Origin of the sequence: Actinomadura logoneensis, assembly GCF_003428695.1 — a bacterium.
Lineage (GTDB): Bacteria > Actinomycetota > Actinomycetes > Streptosporangiales > Streptosporangiaceae > Spirillospora > Spirillospora logoneensis.
On the sequence record NZ_QURH01000099.1, the window covers coordinates 33,102 to 47,143 of the forward strand.

The 14,042-nt window shown below is 71.4% G+C and carries 15 protein-coding genes and 2 tRNA genes; 4 read left to right on the top strand and 13 right to left on the bottom strand.

Annotated elements, in window-relative coordinates:
• Positions 1 to 15 precede the first annotated feature (15 nt).
• The 3 genes from DZF91_RS04865 to DZF91_RS04875 all read right to left on the bottom strand — a co-directional run bounded on the left by DZF91_RS04865 (position 16) and on the right by DZF91_RS04875 (position 5,075).
• Complete coding sequence (locus tag DZF91_RS04865) at positions 16 to 1,347, bottom strand: sensor histidine kinase (RefSeq protein ID WP_117356323.1); 1,332 nt, start codon at positions 1,345 to 1,347, stop codon at positions 16 to 18.
• A gap of 353 nt (positions 1,348 to 1,700) precedes the next feature.
• Complete coding sequence (locus DZF91_RS04870) at positions 1,701 to 3,461, bottom strand: adenylate/guanylate cyclase domain-containing protein (protein WP_235834090.1); 1,761 nt, start codon at positions 3,459 to 3,461, stop codon at positions 1,701 to 1,703.
• A 201-nt stretch (positions 3,462 to 3,662) separates the two neighbouring features.
• Positions 3,663 to 5,075: an amino acid permease gene (locus DZF91_RS04875; protein WP_117356292.1), complete on the bottom strand. Its 1,413-nt coding sequence runs from the start codon at positions 5,073 to 5,075 to the stop codon at positions 3,663 to 3,665.
• 336 nt (positions 5,076 to 5,411) lie between these two features.
• On the opposite strand from DZF91_RS04875, the gene DZF91_RS04880 reads away from it, so the two are divergent.
• From DZF91_RS04880 to DZF91_RS04890, 3 genes are all read left to right on the top strand, one after another.
• Positions 5,412 to 6,365, top strand: a complete 954-nt coding sequence (locus DZF91_RS04880; RefSeq protein WP_158587851.1) for an ABC transporter substrate-binding protein — start codon at positions 5,412 to 5,414, stop codon at positions 6,363 to 6,365.
• A 163-nt stretch (positions 6,366 to 6,528) separates the two neighbouring features.
• Positions 6,529 to 6,603: transfer RNA gene (locus DZF91_RS04885), tRNA-Asp, on the top strand.
• 24 nt (positions 6,604 to 6,627) lie between these two features.
• Positions 6,628 to 6,701: transfer RNA gene (locus DZF91_RS04890), tRNA-Phe, on the top strand.
• A gap of 87 nt (positions 6,702 to 6,788) precedes the next feature.
• On the opposite strand, the gene DZF91_RS04895 is transcribed toward DZF91_RS04890, so the two are convergent.
• The 10 genes from DZF91_RS04895 to DZF91_RS04935 form a co-directional block, all read right to left on the bottom strand.
• On the bottom strand, positions 6,789 to 8,159 hold the full coding sequence (locus DZF91_RS04895) for a tyrosine-type recombinase/integrase (RefSeq protein WP_117356294.1): 1,371 nt from the start codon (positions 8,157 to 8,159) through the stop codon (positions 6,789 to 6,791).
• A complete protein-coding gene (locus tag DZF91_RS04900; RefSeq protein WP_117356295.1) occupies positions 8,159 to 8,338 on the bottom strand; it encodes a helix-turn-helix domain-containing protein in 180 nt (59 codons plus the stop codon). Before DZF91_RS04900 ends, DZF91_RS04895 begins: the two co-directional genes overlap by 1 nt.
• Positions 8,320 to 9,750, bottom strand: a complete 1,431-nt coding sequence (locus DZF91_RS04905; protein ID WP_117356296.1) for a replication initiator — start codon at positions 9,748 to 9,750, stop codon at positions 8,320 to 8,322. Before DZF91_RS04905 ends, DZF91_RS04900 begins: the two co-directional genes overlap by 19 nt.
• A gap of 81 nt (positions 9,751 to 9,831) precedes the next feature.
• A complete protein-coding gene (locus DZF91_RS39440; RefSeq protein ID WP_158587852.1) occupies positions 9,832 to 9,987 on the bottom strand; it encodes a hypothetical protein in 156 nt (51 codons plus the stop codon).
• A 33-nt stretch (positions 9,988 to 10,020) separates the two neighbouring features.
• Entirely contained in the window at positions 10,021 to 10,320 is a 300-nt protein-coding gene (locus DZF91_RS04910) for a hypothetical protein (protein WP_147340995.1), read from the bottom strand.
• Positions 10,320 to 10,652 carry a hypothetical protein gene (locus tag DZF91_RS04915; protein ID WP_117356298.1) on the bottom strand — a complete coding sequence of 111 codons (333 nt, stop codon included), beginning with the start codon at positions 10,650 to 10,652 and terminating at the stop codon, positions 10,320 to 10,322. The genes DZF91_RS04910 and DZF91_RS04915 overlap by 1 nt, the downstream gene beginning before the upstream one ends.
• A 19-nt stretch (positions 10,653 to 10,671) precedes the next feature.
• The gene (locus tag DZF91_RS04920; RefSeq protein ID WP_117356325.1) at positions 10,672 to 11,367 is read right to left on the bottom strand and encodes a DUF2637 domain-containing protein; all 696 of its coding nucleotides are present in this window, start codon (positions 11,365 to 11,367) and stop codon (positions 10,672 to 10,674) included.
• On the bottom strand, positions 11,367 to 11,612 hold the full coding sequence (locus DZF91_RS04925; protein ID WP_117356299.1) for a hypothetical protein: 246 nt from the start codon (positions 11,610 to 11,612) through the stop codon (positions 11,367 to 11,369). Before DZF91_RS04925 ends, DZF91_RS04920 begins: the two co-directional genes overlap by 1 nt.
• A gap of 90 nt (positions 11,613 to 11,702) precedes the next feature.
• Positions 11,703 to 13,067, bottom strand: coding sequence for an FtsK/SpoIIIE domain-containing protein (locus tag DZF91_RS04930; RefSeq protein ID WP_117356300.1), 1,365 nt, complete (start codon positions 13,065 to 13,067; stop codon positions 11,703 to 11,705).
• An 18-nt stretch (positions 13,068 to 13,085) separates the two neighbouring features.
• Positions 13,086 to 13,436, bottom strand: coding sequence for an SCO3933 family regulatory protein (locus DZF91_RS04935; protein WP_117356301.1), 351 nt, complete (start codon positions 13,434 to 13,436; stop codon positions 13,086 to 13,088).
• Positions 13,437 to 13,571: 135 nt separating this feature from the next.
• Between DZF91_RS04935 and DZF91_RS04940 the strand changes: the two genes are divergently transcribed.
• A complete protein-coding gene (locus DZF91_RS04940; protein WP_117356302.1) occupies positions 13,572 to 13,955 on the top strand; it encodes a GntR family transcriptional regulator in 384 nt (127 codons plus the stop codon).
• The last annotated feature ends 87 nt before the right edge of the window (positions 13,956 to 14,042 follow it).

Sequence of the window (14,042 nt, forward strand, 5' to 3'; positions counted from 1 at the left end):
CCCGAGTCCTCCCGGTCACCGCGTCCCCCGTCCCTTCACCGGACGGACCCGGGGCAGCCGGAGGACGAACCGGGCACCCTGCTCGCTGTCGGCGAGCGTCAGGGTGCCGCCGTGGGAGCGGGCGATCTCGCGGGCGATCGGCAGGCCGAGGCCGGTGCCCGTGGGGTCGCGGTCGCGGCTCTCGCGGAGCCGGACGAAGCGCTGGAAGACCAGCTCTCGGTCCTGCGGCGGGATGCCCGCGCCGTCGTCGGTGACGGTCAGCACCGCGTCGTCCCCCTCGGCGGCGACCGACACCCAGATCCGGGAGGCGGCGTGCCGTTCGGCGTTGGTGAGCAGGTTGGTCAGCAGCCGCGCGAGCTGGAGCCGGTCGCCGCGCACCACGACGCCCTGGTCGAGGTCCGTCAGGGTGTGGGTGTCCCGGACGGCGCGGGCGAGCTCGGTCGAGACCAGCAGGGCGAGGTCGACCTCGTCGTCACCGGCCTCCGAGGAGGCGTCCAGGCGGGCGAGCGCGAGCAGGTCGGTGACGATCGCGTTCAGCCGGTCCAGGGACACCAGCACGTTCTGCGCGACGCGCGGCCAGTCGGCCTGGTCGGGGTACAGCAGCGCCTCCTCCAGTTGGGTGCGCGCGCCGGCGATCGGGCTGCGCAGGTCGTGGGACGCGTCGGAGGTGAACCGGCGCTGCCGCTCCAGCGCCGCGTCCAGCCGGTCCAGGGTGGAGTTCGCGGTCTCGGCGAGGTGCCGGATCTCGTCCTTGACCGGCGGCACCGGCACCCGCCGGGCGGACTCGGTCGCGGTGATCTCGGCGAGCTCGGACCGGATCGCGTTCACCGGGGCGAGCGTCCGGTCGACGGTCCGCCGGGTGAGCACCACGGTCAGCAGGACGACCAGCAGTCCCGTCGCGAGGAGGAACGCCAGCAGCGGCCCGCTCGCGTACCAGGGGCCGGCCCTCTCGGCGGCGTAGACCGTCCAGTCGCCGTCCGGCTGGAACACGCGGAAGGCGATGACGTCCATGCAGCCGTGCAGGCCGTGCGGCGGGCAGAGCACCCGGTAGGCGCTGACGGTGTCCTCGCCGGGGACGAACGACGCGATGGGCGGCTTGCCGATCAGGTCCCGCGTCGCCGACACCACCCGGCCGCGCGCGTCGAGCACCTCGGCGGCCTCGATGCCCTCGGTCGGCGGAAGCTGGCCGGGGAGCCGGTCGCGCTTGATCATCTGGATGATGCGGAGCGCCGCCGTCGTGGTCTGCTGCCGGTCGTAGTCCTCGACCCGGCCGCGCACGCCCACCACGACGAGCACGCCGACGATCACGCAGGCCAGGGCCGCCACGCTCCCGGCGACCAACGGCATGCGCACGCGTATCGGCAAGGTCCGCAGTCTGGTCACCCGTCCTCCCGTGGGGAGGTAACCACTCCATGTTTCCCGTTTCCCTCTCGCCACAGGCCAACCGGCGATAAGAGGGAGCAAAGAACTCGTCATTTTGCGACGACAAGCCCTCAAAAGCGGCCTAGTTACCTCAGATCGGTCAGCGCGCTTCCCCTGCCCGTACCGCCGGAAACGCCCGACCTTCCCTTCTTCGGCGCACGCGCGCCGCACCCCGTCGGCACGTCGCAACGTACGCGACCGCGCCCGCGCCCGCGCCCGCGTCCGCGTCCGGCAGACCGTGCCCTGCCTCCGTCCCCCTTCCGCTCCGCCCTGCGCGGTCAGCCCGCCGCGTCCGGCTCGCCCTCCGCAACGGGACGGCGGCGGACCGGCACCCGCGGGCGCGGCAGTCGCGGGAAGCGGCGGGGATCGCGCTGACCGTCCGGAGCAGCGGGCTCGGCATCGGCGGCGTCCAGGACGGCCCGGTCCGGCGGGCACGGGAGGGCGAGGCGGGTCGGCCGGCCGCGTCCGCGCAGGATGATGTTCCGGCCGAGCCGCCACTGCCCGGCCTCCGCCTCGGCGGCGAGCCCGACGACCGTCCCGGACGCCAGCACCCGCTCGTCGTGGCTCTTGGCGAGGTCGCTGAGCCGCGCGGCCTCGTTCACCGGATCGCCGATGACGGTGTACTCGAAGCGCTGCTCGGCCCCGATGTACCCGGCGACGACCGGACCGGCCGACACGCCGATGCCCGCGGCCACCCCGGGGACCTCCTCGCGCAGCCGCCGGCCCAGCTCGCGCGCCGCGCCGAGGGCCGCCCCGGCGGCGTCGTCCAGCCCGGACGGCGCGCCGAAGATCGCCAGCGCCGCGTCCCCCTCGAACTTGTTGATCCAGCCCGCGTGCGCCCCGACCACCCGGACCACCACGGCGAAGAACGCGTTGAGCAGCTCGACGACCTGGTCCGGGGACCGGGTCTCGGCCAGCCGGGTCGAGCCGGCGAGGTCCACGAACAGCACCGCGACGTCCCGGGTCTCGCCGCCGAGCTCGATGTCGTGCTCGAACGCCAGGTCCGCGACCTCCTCGCCGACGTGCCGGCCGAACAGGTCCCGCAGCCGCTCGTGCTCGCGCAGCCCGGCGACCATGTCGTTGAACCCGGCCTGGAGCTGCCCGACCTCGCTCGCGTCGTACACCTGCACCTCGGCGGACAGGTCGCCGCGCGCGACCCGCGTCATCCCGCCCCGCACCGCCTTGATCGGGTCGGCGATCGCCCGGACGGCCAGGAACGTCACGCCCGTCCCGACGCCGATGGCGGTCGTGCCGAGCGCCAGGATCGTCAGGGCCAGCTGGGTCGTCCGGATGCCGGGCGTCACCAGCGCGGCCACCCCGACGCAGAGCAGCCCGAACACCGGGACGGCGGTGCCGAGCGCCCAGGCGAGCATGACCCGCGTCGTCACCCCCGGCAGCCGGACCTCTCCCGGCACCGTCCCGTCCGGCGTAGGGGAGGCGGCCGGCGCCGCCGAAGGGGCCGCCGCGGAGGCGGGAGGGGCGCTCTTCAGGGCGAGGGCGGCGGCCGGACGCAGGAGGCGTTCGGAGAGCAGGTAGACCAGCGTGCACGTGGTGATCGCGCCGAGCAGGCAGGTGGACCCGACCTTCGTCGCCATCCGGGCGTTGAACAGCGCCGCGTCCAGCGCCGCCCAGCCGACCGCGCCGACCATCCACAGCATCCCGACCAGGAGGGTCAGCCGGAGCGGGCCGAGCAGCACCGCCCGCCGCTGCACCGCGTCCGGGACGCCGCCGTCGCGGGCCAGCCTGATGACCGGACGCCACAGGACCAGGCCGGTGGCCATCGCGACCGGACCGGCGAGCACCGGATAGCTGAAGAACGCGACGGTGTTCACGAGCCGGACGTGCTCGATGCCGTGGATGGGCGGGTCCGGGATGACGAAGGTGGCGAACAGCAGCACCACCAGCGCGCCGCCCAGGTTCGCCGTGGCCACCACGATCAGCAGCACCCAGCGGACGCGCAGCTCCAGCATCGTCCGCGGCGCGATGGGGATGAGGTCGAGTCGCGCGGCCAGGCCGCGCTTCACGGTCCTGCCGGTCACCGGTCCTCCCCCGTCGGGTGCGTCCACGATAGATCGCGCCCGGCCGGCGGCCCAGTCCGACTCACCCCGCGATGCCCGCGTTCACCCCACGATGCACCCCCGTAACGGCCGGTCCTGGCCGAAAGTCCCGAAAACGCGGCGGAGGCCCCCAGCGGATGCTGGGGACCCCCGTGCGCGGAACGCCTCGCTTCGGCGGGGACGTCAGACCGTGGCGGGCGCCTCTTCGGCCTGCTCCGCGCCGCGCACCGACGAGCGGCGCACGAACGGCCAGGCGACCAGCATGATCGCGGCCCAGCCGAGCATCACCCACAGCGCGATGCGGGTGTCGGCCTCCCACGCGATCGTCACCGTGACGAACGCGAAGAACGCCAGCACCAGGTAGCTGGTGTAGGGCGCGCCGGGCATCCGGAAGGACGACGCGGGCAGCTCACCGCGCGCGACCTTCCGCCGGTACACCAGGTGCGAGACCACGATGACGCTCCAGACGAGCAGCGCGCCGCCGGTCGAGACCGAGGTGATGTAGTCGAACGCCTTGCCCGGCGCGACCGCGTTCACGACCACGCCGATGCCCATGACCAGCGCGGAGATCACGACGGTCAGCACCGGGACGCCGCGTCCGTTCAGCCGGCTCAGGATCGCCGGGCCGTCGCCGTTCACGCCCGCCGTCCGCAGCATCCGGGACGTGGAGTACAGCCCGCCCGCGTTGCAGGACGACAGCGCCGAGGTGAGCACGACGAAGTTCACGATGTCGCCGCCGTGCGCGATGCCGACCTTGTCGAAGGCGAGCACGAACGGGCTGGAGTCCGGGGTGAACTCCGACCAGGGCACCACCGACAGGATGACCAGCAGCGAGCCGAGGTAGAACAGCGCGAACCGGATCGGCAGCGAGTTGATCGCGCGCGGGATGTTCTTCTCCGGGTCCTTGGCCTCGGCGGCGGTCACGCCGACCAGCTCGACGCCCAGGTAGGCGAACAGCACCATCTGCAGCGTCATGATCACCGGGGACGCGCCCTCGGGGAAGAACCCGCCGTGCGACCAGAGGTTGTCCACCGCGGCGGTCTTGCCCGCGTCGCCGAACCCGAACGCGACGACGGCGATCCCGATCGCGATCATCGCGACGATCGCGACCACCTTGATCATCGCGAACCAGAACTCGAGCTCGCCGAAGAGCTTCACCGAGATCAGGTTCACCGCGAACAGGATGATCAGCGCGATCAGCGCCGTCTTCCACTGGTCGAAGTGCGGGAACCACTTCTGGATGTACTTGCCGGCGGCGGTCAGCTCGGCCATCCCGGTGGTGACCCAGATGATCCAGTACGTCCAGGTGGTGGCGTAGCCCCAGAACGGACCGAGGAACTCGCGCGCGTACCCGGCGAAGCCGCCCTCGGCGCGGCGGTACATGAGAAGCTCGCCGAGCGCGCGGACGACGAAGAACAGCATCAGGCCGGCCACCAGGTAGGTGACGATCAGGCCCGGTCCGGCCTTGGCGATGTTCTTGCCCGCGCCGAGGAACAGGCCGGTGCCGATCGTCCCGCCGATGGCGAGCATCTGGATCTGACGGGTGCCGAGCCCCCGCTGGTACCCCTCGCCGGGGGTGGATTCGGAGTCAGCCATGAGCCGCCTTTCTCGTTCCGGACGCACCCGATGGGAGCGGTGCGCCACCACGGGGAGCTGGTGCAGAAGGCTACAAAAGCGAACTACGTGCTTTAAGCGCCACACCATGCACCAAACCCGGTACCTGACCGCGACCGGCCCGTTACCTGGCGTGGATCTTCCTCCCCGGATTCCAGATCGGGACACCTCCGACATCCACCCCGAAACCAGCAGGAGCGGTCCTGAAGGCCCGTCCCCACCGCGCCGCCCGACGTTTCCGCACTCCCGCCCCCCGCGGAGATGATCTTCCGTACACTGACGCCTCTTCGCAGCTCCCCCCGACGAGGAAACCCCCGCATGAAACGCTCCCTCCTCGGGCTCGCGGCGGTCGCCGCGTGCCTCGCCCTGTCCGCCGCCGGCTGCGGCTCCTCCGAAGGACTCGAGAAGCCCGTCCTGACCGTCGGCGTCGTCCCCGTCCCCGACTCCGCGCCCCTCGCCATCGCCCAGCAGCGGGGCTACTTCAAGGACGAGGGCCTCACCGTCAAGATCCGGCCGGTCAAGGCGTCCCCGGACGCGACGCCCCTGCTGCTCAACGGCTCCCTGGACCTGGCGCTGCTGAACTACGTCTCCACGTTTACCGCCCAGGACAAGGGCACGGCCGCCTTCCGCGTGGTCGCCGACTCCTACCGGGGCTCCAACGGCTCGTTCGCGGTCCTGACCGGCACGGCCCCGGGCGTCCAGGGACTCGCCGGACTGCGCGGGCGCAAGATCGCCGTCCCGGCCGTGCGCAGCGTCACGGACCTGCTCCTCGCCGTCCAGCTCCGCAACGCCGGCCTCGACCGCGACAAGGACGTCACCGTCGTCCCCGTCCCGCTGCCGAACATGGGCGCGGCCCTCAGGCAGGGCACCGTGGACGCGGTCGCCGCCGCCGAGCCGTTCGTCACCGACATCCAGGCCGCCCACGGCGGACACCTGCTCTCCGACCTGGTCACCGGCCCCACCGAGGACTTCCCGATCTCCGGCTGGGGCGGCACCGCCAAGTTCGCCGAGAAGAACCCGAGGACCGTCGCCGCCTTCCAGCGCGCCATCGCCCGCGCGAACAGGGCCGCCGCCGACCGCGCGACGGTCACCAGGGCCATCCCGACCTACACCCAGATCCCCGCCGTCACCGCCGCCAAGATCTCCCTGGGCGCCTACCCCACCCGCCTGGACGCCGCGAAACTCCAGCAGGTCGCCACCCTCATGACCCAGTACGGCTACCTCCAGAACACCCCCGACGTCCGCAAGATGATCACCCCGGCCCCGAAGTGACCGGCCCCGGCGAACCGGGGCCAACCCCTCCGATCCGGCCGCCGCTTACCGAGTTGGCACTCACCTCGGGCATCCCGTAAGCTCATGCCTGTCGCCGAGAGCGAGGGCCGAAAAAGCCCCGGTCACGGAACACCTCCGAACCAGCTAGACTCGGAGCACGCAAGGTCCTGTGGAGCAGCTAGGAGTGCTCGCCACCCTGTCAAGGTGGAGGCCGCGGGTTCAAATCCCGTCAGGACCGCAAGACGCGCCCGTCGCGCGTCATGGGTAGGTAGCTCAGTCGGTACGAGCGTCCGCCTGAAAAGCGGAAGGTCGGCGGTTCGACCCCGCCCCTGCCCACACTCTCTGAACAGCCAAAAAGCCCGGACACGTGATCGTGTCCGGGCTTTTTGACAGCAACGGTGACAGCAACGTCCCGCTACGAGCTCAGCCGAGGACGTCCCCCAGCTTCCCGAGCGCCGCCCGCTTCTCCTCAAGCGAGGTGTGAGCGTAGATCGTCATCGTGACGTCGATGTCACTGTGTCCCGCGATCTCCCGGACGACATCCGGGGCCACTCCGAGGTGGAGCAGCAGCGAGACGCAGGTGTGCCGCATGTCATGGAACCGGACGCCATCCAGACCCGCCGCCTCACGGACACGGCCCCAGCTCCGACGCAGGTTGTCCGGCTCCATCGGCGTCCCAACACGCGACGGGAAGACGAGCCCGTGTTCCTGCCAGTCCGGCCAGGCCTCCGCGCGCTCCTCCAACTGGCGGGCCCGGTGCTTCGCCAGACTGACCGCGCAGAACAGCGGCAGCGGGATGGTCCGCTCGGAGTCCTCGCTCTTGGGCGCGACGAACCGCAGCGCTCCCCCGACCCGCTGAAGGGTCTGCACCACTTCGAGCGAGCCGCCCTCGACTCCTTGGCCTGAGCAGGTCTTGCAGTCCGGACCGTCAGTCTCACCGCCCTCCCCATCGCAGGCCCGGCAGCAGATCCAGGTCACGTCATCCCAGCGCAGGCCGAGGAGTTCCCCACGCCGCAGGCCGAGGCAGAGCGCCAAGACGTACAGGGCGTGAAGCCGCTCGTCCTCCGCCGCCCGCAGGACTGCGCGGGCCTGATCAATCGTGAGGCCCCGGTTGACCCGGTACTTGGGCGCGGAGACCCGGACGAGCTTGGCGACGTTGCGGGGCACGATCTCCTCCCGGACAGCCGACTCCAGGGCGTTCCGGAGGACAGCGTGGATCGACTGGACCATGCGGGTTGAGAGCAGCGAATCGCAGCACTTCCCGCCCTTGAGGGCACAGCAGCGCGGGACATCCCGTGCGGCGTCGACCCCGTGCTTGCAGCAGAGGCACTGAGCCCGGACACGCGAGATGAAAGCTCGGACGTCCCGTGCGGCCAGCTTCCCGAGCCGCTTATTGCCCAGCTCAGGGATCAGGTAGAGCCGAATGACGCCCTCGTATCCCTGGACCGTCTTGGGCTTCCGTTCAGGCCGGACGATGTGTTCCAGCCAGTACGCGAGGTACTGCGCGAGAGTCCAGCTCTCGGCCGAGACAGGGATGCCCTGGTCGGCCTGCTCCAGGAGCTTCGTCAGCTTCTTACGGGCCTCCTCGTGTGTCCTGCCGTAGCCCTGCACCCGCTTGAGAGTGCCCGCTGTGGTGGGAACGTAGGCGGAGAAGCCGTAGCGGCCGTCCTTGCGCTGGTAGATCGTTCCTTCGCCGTTGGCCCGCTTACGGGACCGGGAACGGCGAGCCTTGGCGGGCTTCCGCTTCTCCGGCTCCTCCGGCTCGTCCGGGAACGCGAGAGTGGTGACAGACATCAGGCAGCAACCTCCGAGAGCTGGTCAAGGCACTCCACGAGCGCACTGACGGGAACGAGACGGCGACGGCCGATCTTGACCGTGCGGAGCTGGTTGGAGCGGATGAGGTTGTAGAGGGTCCAGCGGCTCACGCGGAGCCGCTCGGCGGCTTCGTCGACGGTCAGGACGAGTTCGGGCATGTGGACCTCCCTTGCGGCGAGCTGGACGGGTCGTACAGCCGGACCGGATAGCCGGAGAGCGCGGCGGACAGGATGGATTCACCAGGCGTGAGGCCGCGCCCCGCATAGGACCAGTGCGCGATCACAAGCACCTGGTCTTCGGGGGTGAGGGGTAGGCGTCCGGTCGAGGTCTCGTGTTGTTGCTGGTTGTGAGTAATGCGTGCCTGGCGTAGTGCGCCGAGGGTGGTGGAGTAGCGGCGGCTTTTGGTGGAGAAGTGGCCGCGGAAGCCGAGCATGTGAGCCCACTCGGTCAGGCGGAGGGCGGCCAGGCCGTCGAGGGAGCCGAGGCGCAGGCATTCGGCGATCAGGCGGCGGGCGTGCGGGGTGACCGGGAGGGCGTTGAGGTTGTCAGCTGGGCCGATGCGGCGGTCGAGGGTGCCCAGGCACTCGGCGGCTTTGGTGGCGTACTTGGCGATGTAGCCGGCCACGGCTTGGTCGGTGAGGTCTCCGCTGGTGGTGATCGGGCGGACGTCGAGTTGGGTGCCCCAGGTGAGGCGGCGGGACGGGACGACGGGAGCGTCCGGGGTGGTGACCGAGACCGCCGGAACGGCCTGAGTGATGGCCTCGGCGAGGGCGTCATAGGTGGCCCAGGACGGGGGCGGTGAGGTCGGGCCGTCCGGGCCGTCGAGGCGGATGACGGCGTGGAAGTGGACGATGCCCCGGCGCTGGTACTCGGCGACCTTGGCGAACGAGAGGGTCGCGGCGGCGTTCAGTTCGGCAAGGGTGAGGCCCGCGGCTTTGGCGACGCGGCGGCGGAGGGCGAGGATGAAGCGGCGCCACAGTTCCGGGGCGAGAGCGTTGAACAGGACCGAGCCTGCGTAGTCGTAGCAGTCGGGGCACAGCGGTTCGCCGAGTCGCGCATCGTCGGTGTTGTGGCGGGCGGTGCAGGAAGCGGGGCGGCCGTGGGGACAGGATCCGGCGTTGCGGCGGGGGTGGCAGGGCTGGACGTGGCCGTTCTTCTCCCGGCGGGTGTGGACAGGGCCGAAGGAGGGGGCGGTGAGGGTGACGAACGCGGCGGGGTGCGAGGTCACCGAGTCGGGGACGCCCTTTCCGCCGACCAGGCCCGCGCGGATGAGTTGGTAGGTGTCGGCCCGGTAGGTCTCGGCGCAGGCCGGGCAGCGGGACGCGCGGCGGGTCTTGCAGGCGACGCGGAGGACGCCGCCGGGTTCGTGGGCGGTGGTGTAGCGGTGGAGCTGTTCGCCGGTCAGCGGGTCGCGGTGTTCGACGCGGCCGCGCAGGCGGATCGGTTGGGCGCATCCGTTGAGGCGGCGCAGACGGGCCGCGAGACGCGGGTAGTCGGGGCCGTCGAGGTAGGCAGCGAGGGAGAACGCGGCGAGCGGGGTGACCAGCGGTGCGGCGGATGAGTGCGTCATGGTCGGCGGTCCTCCTGTCTGGGGTCGGTGCCGGGGCCGTGCGCGGCCGGCCCCGGCAAGGGCGGCGTGTGGCGAGGGGGGTCAGAAGGCGGTGGCGAAGCGGGCCAGGCCCTCGGCGATGTGGCCGAGGAGGGCGAAGAGGCCCTTGGTCGTGTGGGCGGCGATGGCCGGGTTGTTGACCACGAAGAGGATGAGGACGATCCAGAAGGCGGCGAATCCGAGGCGTCGGAAGAACATGGGCCGTGGTCCTTTCCAGGCGGGTGGGACGGTCTAGAGGAAGCCCGCGCCGAGGCAGGCGGGGCAGGTGTCGCCGTCGCTGGTCAGGCCGCCGGAGCCGCAGTCAGCGCAGCGGTAGCGGACGGGCGGCGGGATCAGCGGGCGCGGGAGTCGGATGGCCGCGCGGGTGGCGATCTCGAAGAGCGTGATCTCCTCCGAGCCGCACGAGTTGCAGGACGTCCCGTCCAGGTCGGACGGGAGGTCAGGCCAGTCGGAGGCGCGGGAGTGGCCGCAGGCCCGGCAGCGGTACCAGAACCGCGGTTCCGGTCCCGAGGTCGGAGGGATGGCGAGCATCAGGCGGCCCGGCCGGTCTTGGAGGCGCAGCGGCACTTCCCGGGGATGAACACCGCCTTGTAGGCGAGCGGCCCGAAGCACTTGGTCGCGGTGTAGTGGCCGCCCTCGGCGGTCCCGTCCTCCGGGGTGACGTCGAGGAGGGCCGCGATCCGGTCGATCTCGGCGCGCTGGCAGAACTCGCAGTCGTCCGAGTTGGTGAAGAACATCAGGTCACGGGTCCCGCGTGTGATCGGGACGCCGGGGTTCTCCTCCAGGAAGGCCGCCAGGGCGCGCAGGCCCAGGACGAACTTGAGGCGGTCGAAGAGCTCGAACGGGCGGATGAGGTCGGTCATCGTGCGTTCTCCCTTGGACTCAGGCGGCGGTCAGGTGGCCGAGCAGGTCGCGGGCGAGTTGGTCGGACACGCCCAGGCGGGCGCGTAGCGCGTCTGCGGGGATCGGGCACCCGTGACGGGCGTGGTGTTCGTCGGCGACGCGGCGCGCGAAGGCGACCAGCGGCGCGGGTGGTGAGGCGGGCTCATCCGCCGGAGCAGGCTCGGGACGAGCCGGGGCAGTGATCTGGGGGCGGACCGGAGCCGCAGCCGGAGCGGCGGGAGCGTCCGGCAGGGCGTCGGGGTTGCCGAAGGACGGCGGAACGGTCAGGGCGTCGGTAGCCGGTGCCCTCCGGGATCCCGCGTTGCGGCGTTCGAGCATGGAGACCGCGACCAGGAACGCACTGGCCGGAGTGGCGGCGACGACCCAGCCCCAGGCCGAGCGCTCCGCTTGGGCGAGGTTGGCGGCCAGCGAGAGCAGGATGCCGCCGACCAGGACAGCCGCGGGCCAGGACACCAGGGCTTCGGAGCGTCGGCCGGTTCGCCGGTCGCGCTGGCGTTCGCGGGCGGCCATGACGCACGTCAGGTCGATGCAGACCGCGACGGCCCAGGCCATTGGGCCGTGCTGTCCATGCTGGTCGGCGGTGTCGCGGATGTGGGTGAACGAGCCCGCCGCCGCGATGAGGGCCAGGACCAGCACCGGCCCGGAGTCCGCGAGCACCGCACGCGGACGCCCCATCAGGCGGCCCACCCAGCACCGACGACCTCGGCGAGCAGAGCGACCAACTCGGCGTCGCAGGTGTGGACGTCGGCCCAGTCGTCCGCGTCGGCCAGGCCGAGCGCGGTGAACGCGTCGGCGCACCGCGGGCAGCGGGCGACGTAGAGCCGCCGGGCGGCGTCCCAACCGACCGTCACCGGCGAGACGGGAACGGCGACAAGGGCAGGGCGCGGACGGCGCGGGAACGGGATGATGCGGGCGTTCATGGCGGGTACCTCCCAGGCGGTTCAGGCATGGATCGGGTAGGGACCTGGCGTGATCAGGGCTCACGCCGAGCCGAAGGAGCAGAGGCCGGCCTATGCGGCCTTGGGCCAGGCCCGCGCGGACGCAGGTGGGGCCGACGAGCCGATCAGGTCGCCCCAGGCCGGAGCGAGGTGGGCGTACTCGCGGGCGGCGGCTTCGGCGTCTTCCTCACTGACGTAGACCGAGCGCGCCCGGTACCAGGAGCCGTCCGTACCGGCGACGACGCAGACCCCGGGAGTCTCGGCGGGGATGGCGCGGGCCGCGTCCAGGGCGGCGGGGTCCATGTCGCCGAGCGTCATGTTCGCGGTCTCGGGATCGTTGACGCGGTGGCAGATTCGGCCGGAGAGCTGGGCGCGGAGCGCGGTGACGCCGGGCCCCAGGTCAGAGCCGATCCGCTGACCGCAGACCATCAGGTAGACCGCGAACGCACGGCCGAGCTGGGCGATACGCAGCAGCGCGGTTCCGGTCTTGGCGATCTCGTCCTTCTCGCTCTTGTCCGCCATGAGGAACAGTTCGGCGACCTCGTCCACCAGGACCACGATGGGAACCGGCCGCAGGTCCACCGGCAGCTTCCAGACGTTGCGCGCACCGTGCGCCCGGCACAGCGCCATCCGGTGTTCCAGTTCGCCCACCAGGTCTTCCAGCAGGACGACCGATTCCCTGCGCGTCGTGGCCAGCGCCGACAGGCGCGGAGCGTAGGGCGTGAGCTCGACCCCGCCCTTCAGGTCGAACCCGACGAGCGCGACCGGCTGAGGAGCAAGGCCCTTGATCACCGCGTTCATGAGCGTGGACTTGCCCGACTGCGTCGCCCCGGCGTTCAGGTGGTGGGGCATGGTCCGGAAGTCCATGACCCAGTCGTCGCCGTTCTCCAGCTTGCCCGGACGGACCTTGAGCAGTTCGCCGGTCTCCGGCGTCACCGTCACCTCGGTCAGCGGGTCGCGCATGGTCGCCCACAGCGTGACCCGACCGGGCCGGACGTCCACGACCCGAACCGAGTGGACGCGCCAGGCGTGCGCGATGCCCTCGGCGGCCCTCTCGTAGTCGGCGGGGACCTGTCCGTCCACGAGGCGGACGCGCACCCGCCAGCCCAGCCGAGTGGGCCGCATGAGGCCGAGTCGCGGCGCTTTCTCGACGTTGACTCGCCGAACCCGACGCCTGTACTGGACGACCGTCGCCGTGCTCCTGGCCGCTTCCCCGACGACCGGAAGAGCATCAAGCGTGAGCCGCCAGCGTCGCCGGCCTGTGGTGAGCGAGCAGCCGGACGCGACGTGATGCCACGTCAGGTAGGCCAGCACCGCGCGGCCGGGGAACTGGACGACGTACCACCACGACACGGGGTGGAAGCTGCGCCAGGCCCAGAGCCCGGCCGCCACCGCGGCAGCGGCCAGGCCCACCAGGGCGAGGATGACGTTCGCCATCTCGGGTCAGTCCCTTTCTCAGGCCGCGTCGGGAACGGCGGTGGCGGCGGGTGTGACGGCGTTGAGCTGCTTGGCGCGGTAGGCGATCCCCCACCGCTGGCGACCGCCGGTGTTCTGCTCCCAGGCCATCCCGACCAGGCCGACCGGCTGGACGACCTGTCCGACCGTCAGGTCCGGGTCGTGGGAGACGGCCACGTTGATCAGCTCGACGCGGCCCATCGCGTCGGCGGCGGACAGGCCGACGGTGAAGACGGTGTTGCCGTCCTTGTCGACCTTGATCTCTCCCGTCTCCTGCGAGACGAGCTTGGGCCGGGGCGGCGAGACGCAGACGAACGTCAGGGCCGCGGCGTCGACGGGGATGGTGCGCATGGTGACCTCCGGTGATCGAGTGACTACCTAGACAACATAGTCGTCTTAGTCGTCCAAGCTGTCAAGGACTTCCTTGTTCACTTGGTCGGCGAGCTGTGCTGAACTTGGGGGCGAGCCCCCGACGGAAGGCGGACGATGGTCAAGAAGACCGGGCGGCCCGGATACCTCCAGATCGCCGATGACCTGCGGAAACAGATCAACGACGGGACCTTGGCCCCCGGCGACGCACTGCCCTCGATCGCCGAGCTGGTGAAGCGGTACGAGTCGTCCACCGGCGTGGTGAAGTCCGCGATCGGCGTCCTCCGCACGGAGGGGAGGGTGATCGGCCAGCAGGGCAAGGGCGTGTTCGTCCGGGACGCGAGCGAGGCCGGCGCTCCCGGGGAACCGAACGCCGACGACCCGCTCATGAAGCAGCTTTCGGAGGTTCTGGCGGCCGTCCGGGACCTCGGCGAGCGTGTCGGCCGACTCGAGGCGGCGGTGTACCCAGCGACGCCGCGATCTGATCGACCCGGCAAATGATCTCGTCCAGCTCTTCTAGGATCAGTTCCAGACGTTCTTCCGGAGTCTGACCCCCGCCGCCGTTCGCCGTCACCGGGAACCGCCCCC

Bases quoted from the DNA above. Each gene is read 5' to 3' on its own strand.
- DZF91_RS04865 (WP_117356323.1), bottom strand. From the start codon at position 1,347: ATGCCGTTGGTCGCCGGGAGCGTGGCGGCCCTGGCCTGCGTGATCGTC.
- DZF91_RS04875 (WP_117356292.1), bottom strand. From the start codon at position 5,075: ATGGCTGACTCCGAATCCACCCCCGGCGAGGGGTACCAGCGGGGGCTC.
- DZF91_RS04880 (WP_158587851.1), top strand. From the start codon at position 5,412: ATGAAACGCTCCCTCCTCGGGCTCGCGGCGGTCGCCGCGTGCCTCGCC.
- DZF91_RS04895 (WP_117356294.1), bottom strand. From the start codon at position 8,159: ATGTCTGTCACCACTCTCGCGTTCCCGGACGAGCCGGAGGAGCCGGAG.
- DZF91_RS04900 (WP_117356295.1), bottom strand. From the start codon at position 8,338: ATGCCCGAACTCGTCCTGACCGTCGACGAAGCCGCCGAGCGGCTCCGC.
- DZF91_RS04905 (WP_117356296.1), bottom strand. From the start codon at position 9,750: ATGACGCACTCATCCGCCGCACCGCTGGTCACCCCGCTCGCCGCGTTC.
- DZF91_RS39440 (WP_158587852.1), bottom strand. From the start codon at position 9,987: ATGTTCTTCCGACGCCTCGGATTCGCCGCCTTCTGGATCGTCCTCATC.
- DZF91_RS04910 (WP_147340995.1), bottom strand. From the start codon at position 10,320: ATGCTCGCCATCCCTCCGACCTCGGGACCGGAACCGCGGTTCTGGTAC.
- DZF91_RS04915 (WP_117356298.1), bottom strand. From the start codon at position 10,652: ATGACCGACCTCATCCGCCCGTTCGAGCTCTTCGACCGCCTCAAGTTC.
- DZF91_RS04920 (WP_117356325.1), bottom strand. From the start codon at position 11,367: ATGGGGCGTCCGCGTGCGGTGCTCGCGGACTCCGGGCCGGTGCTGGTC.
- DZF91_RS04925 (WP_117356299.1), bottom strand. From the start codon at position 11,612: ATGAACGCCCGCATCATCCCGTTCCCGCGCCGTCCGCGCCCTGCCCTT.
- DZF91_RS04930 (WP_117356300.1), bottom strand. From the start codon at position 13,067: ATGGCGAACGTCATCCTCGCCCTGGTGGGCCTGGCCGCTGCCGCGGTG.
- DZF91_RS04935 (WP_117356301.1), bottom strand. From the start codon at position 13,436: ATGCGCACCATCCCCGTCGACGCCGCGGCCCTGACGTTCGTCTGCGTC.
- DZF91_RS04940 (WP_117356302.1), top strand. From the start codon at position 13,572: ATGGTCAAGAAGACCGGGCGGCCCGGATACCTCCAGATCGCCGATGAC.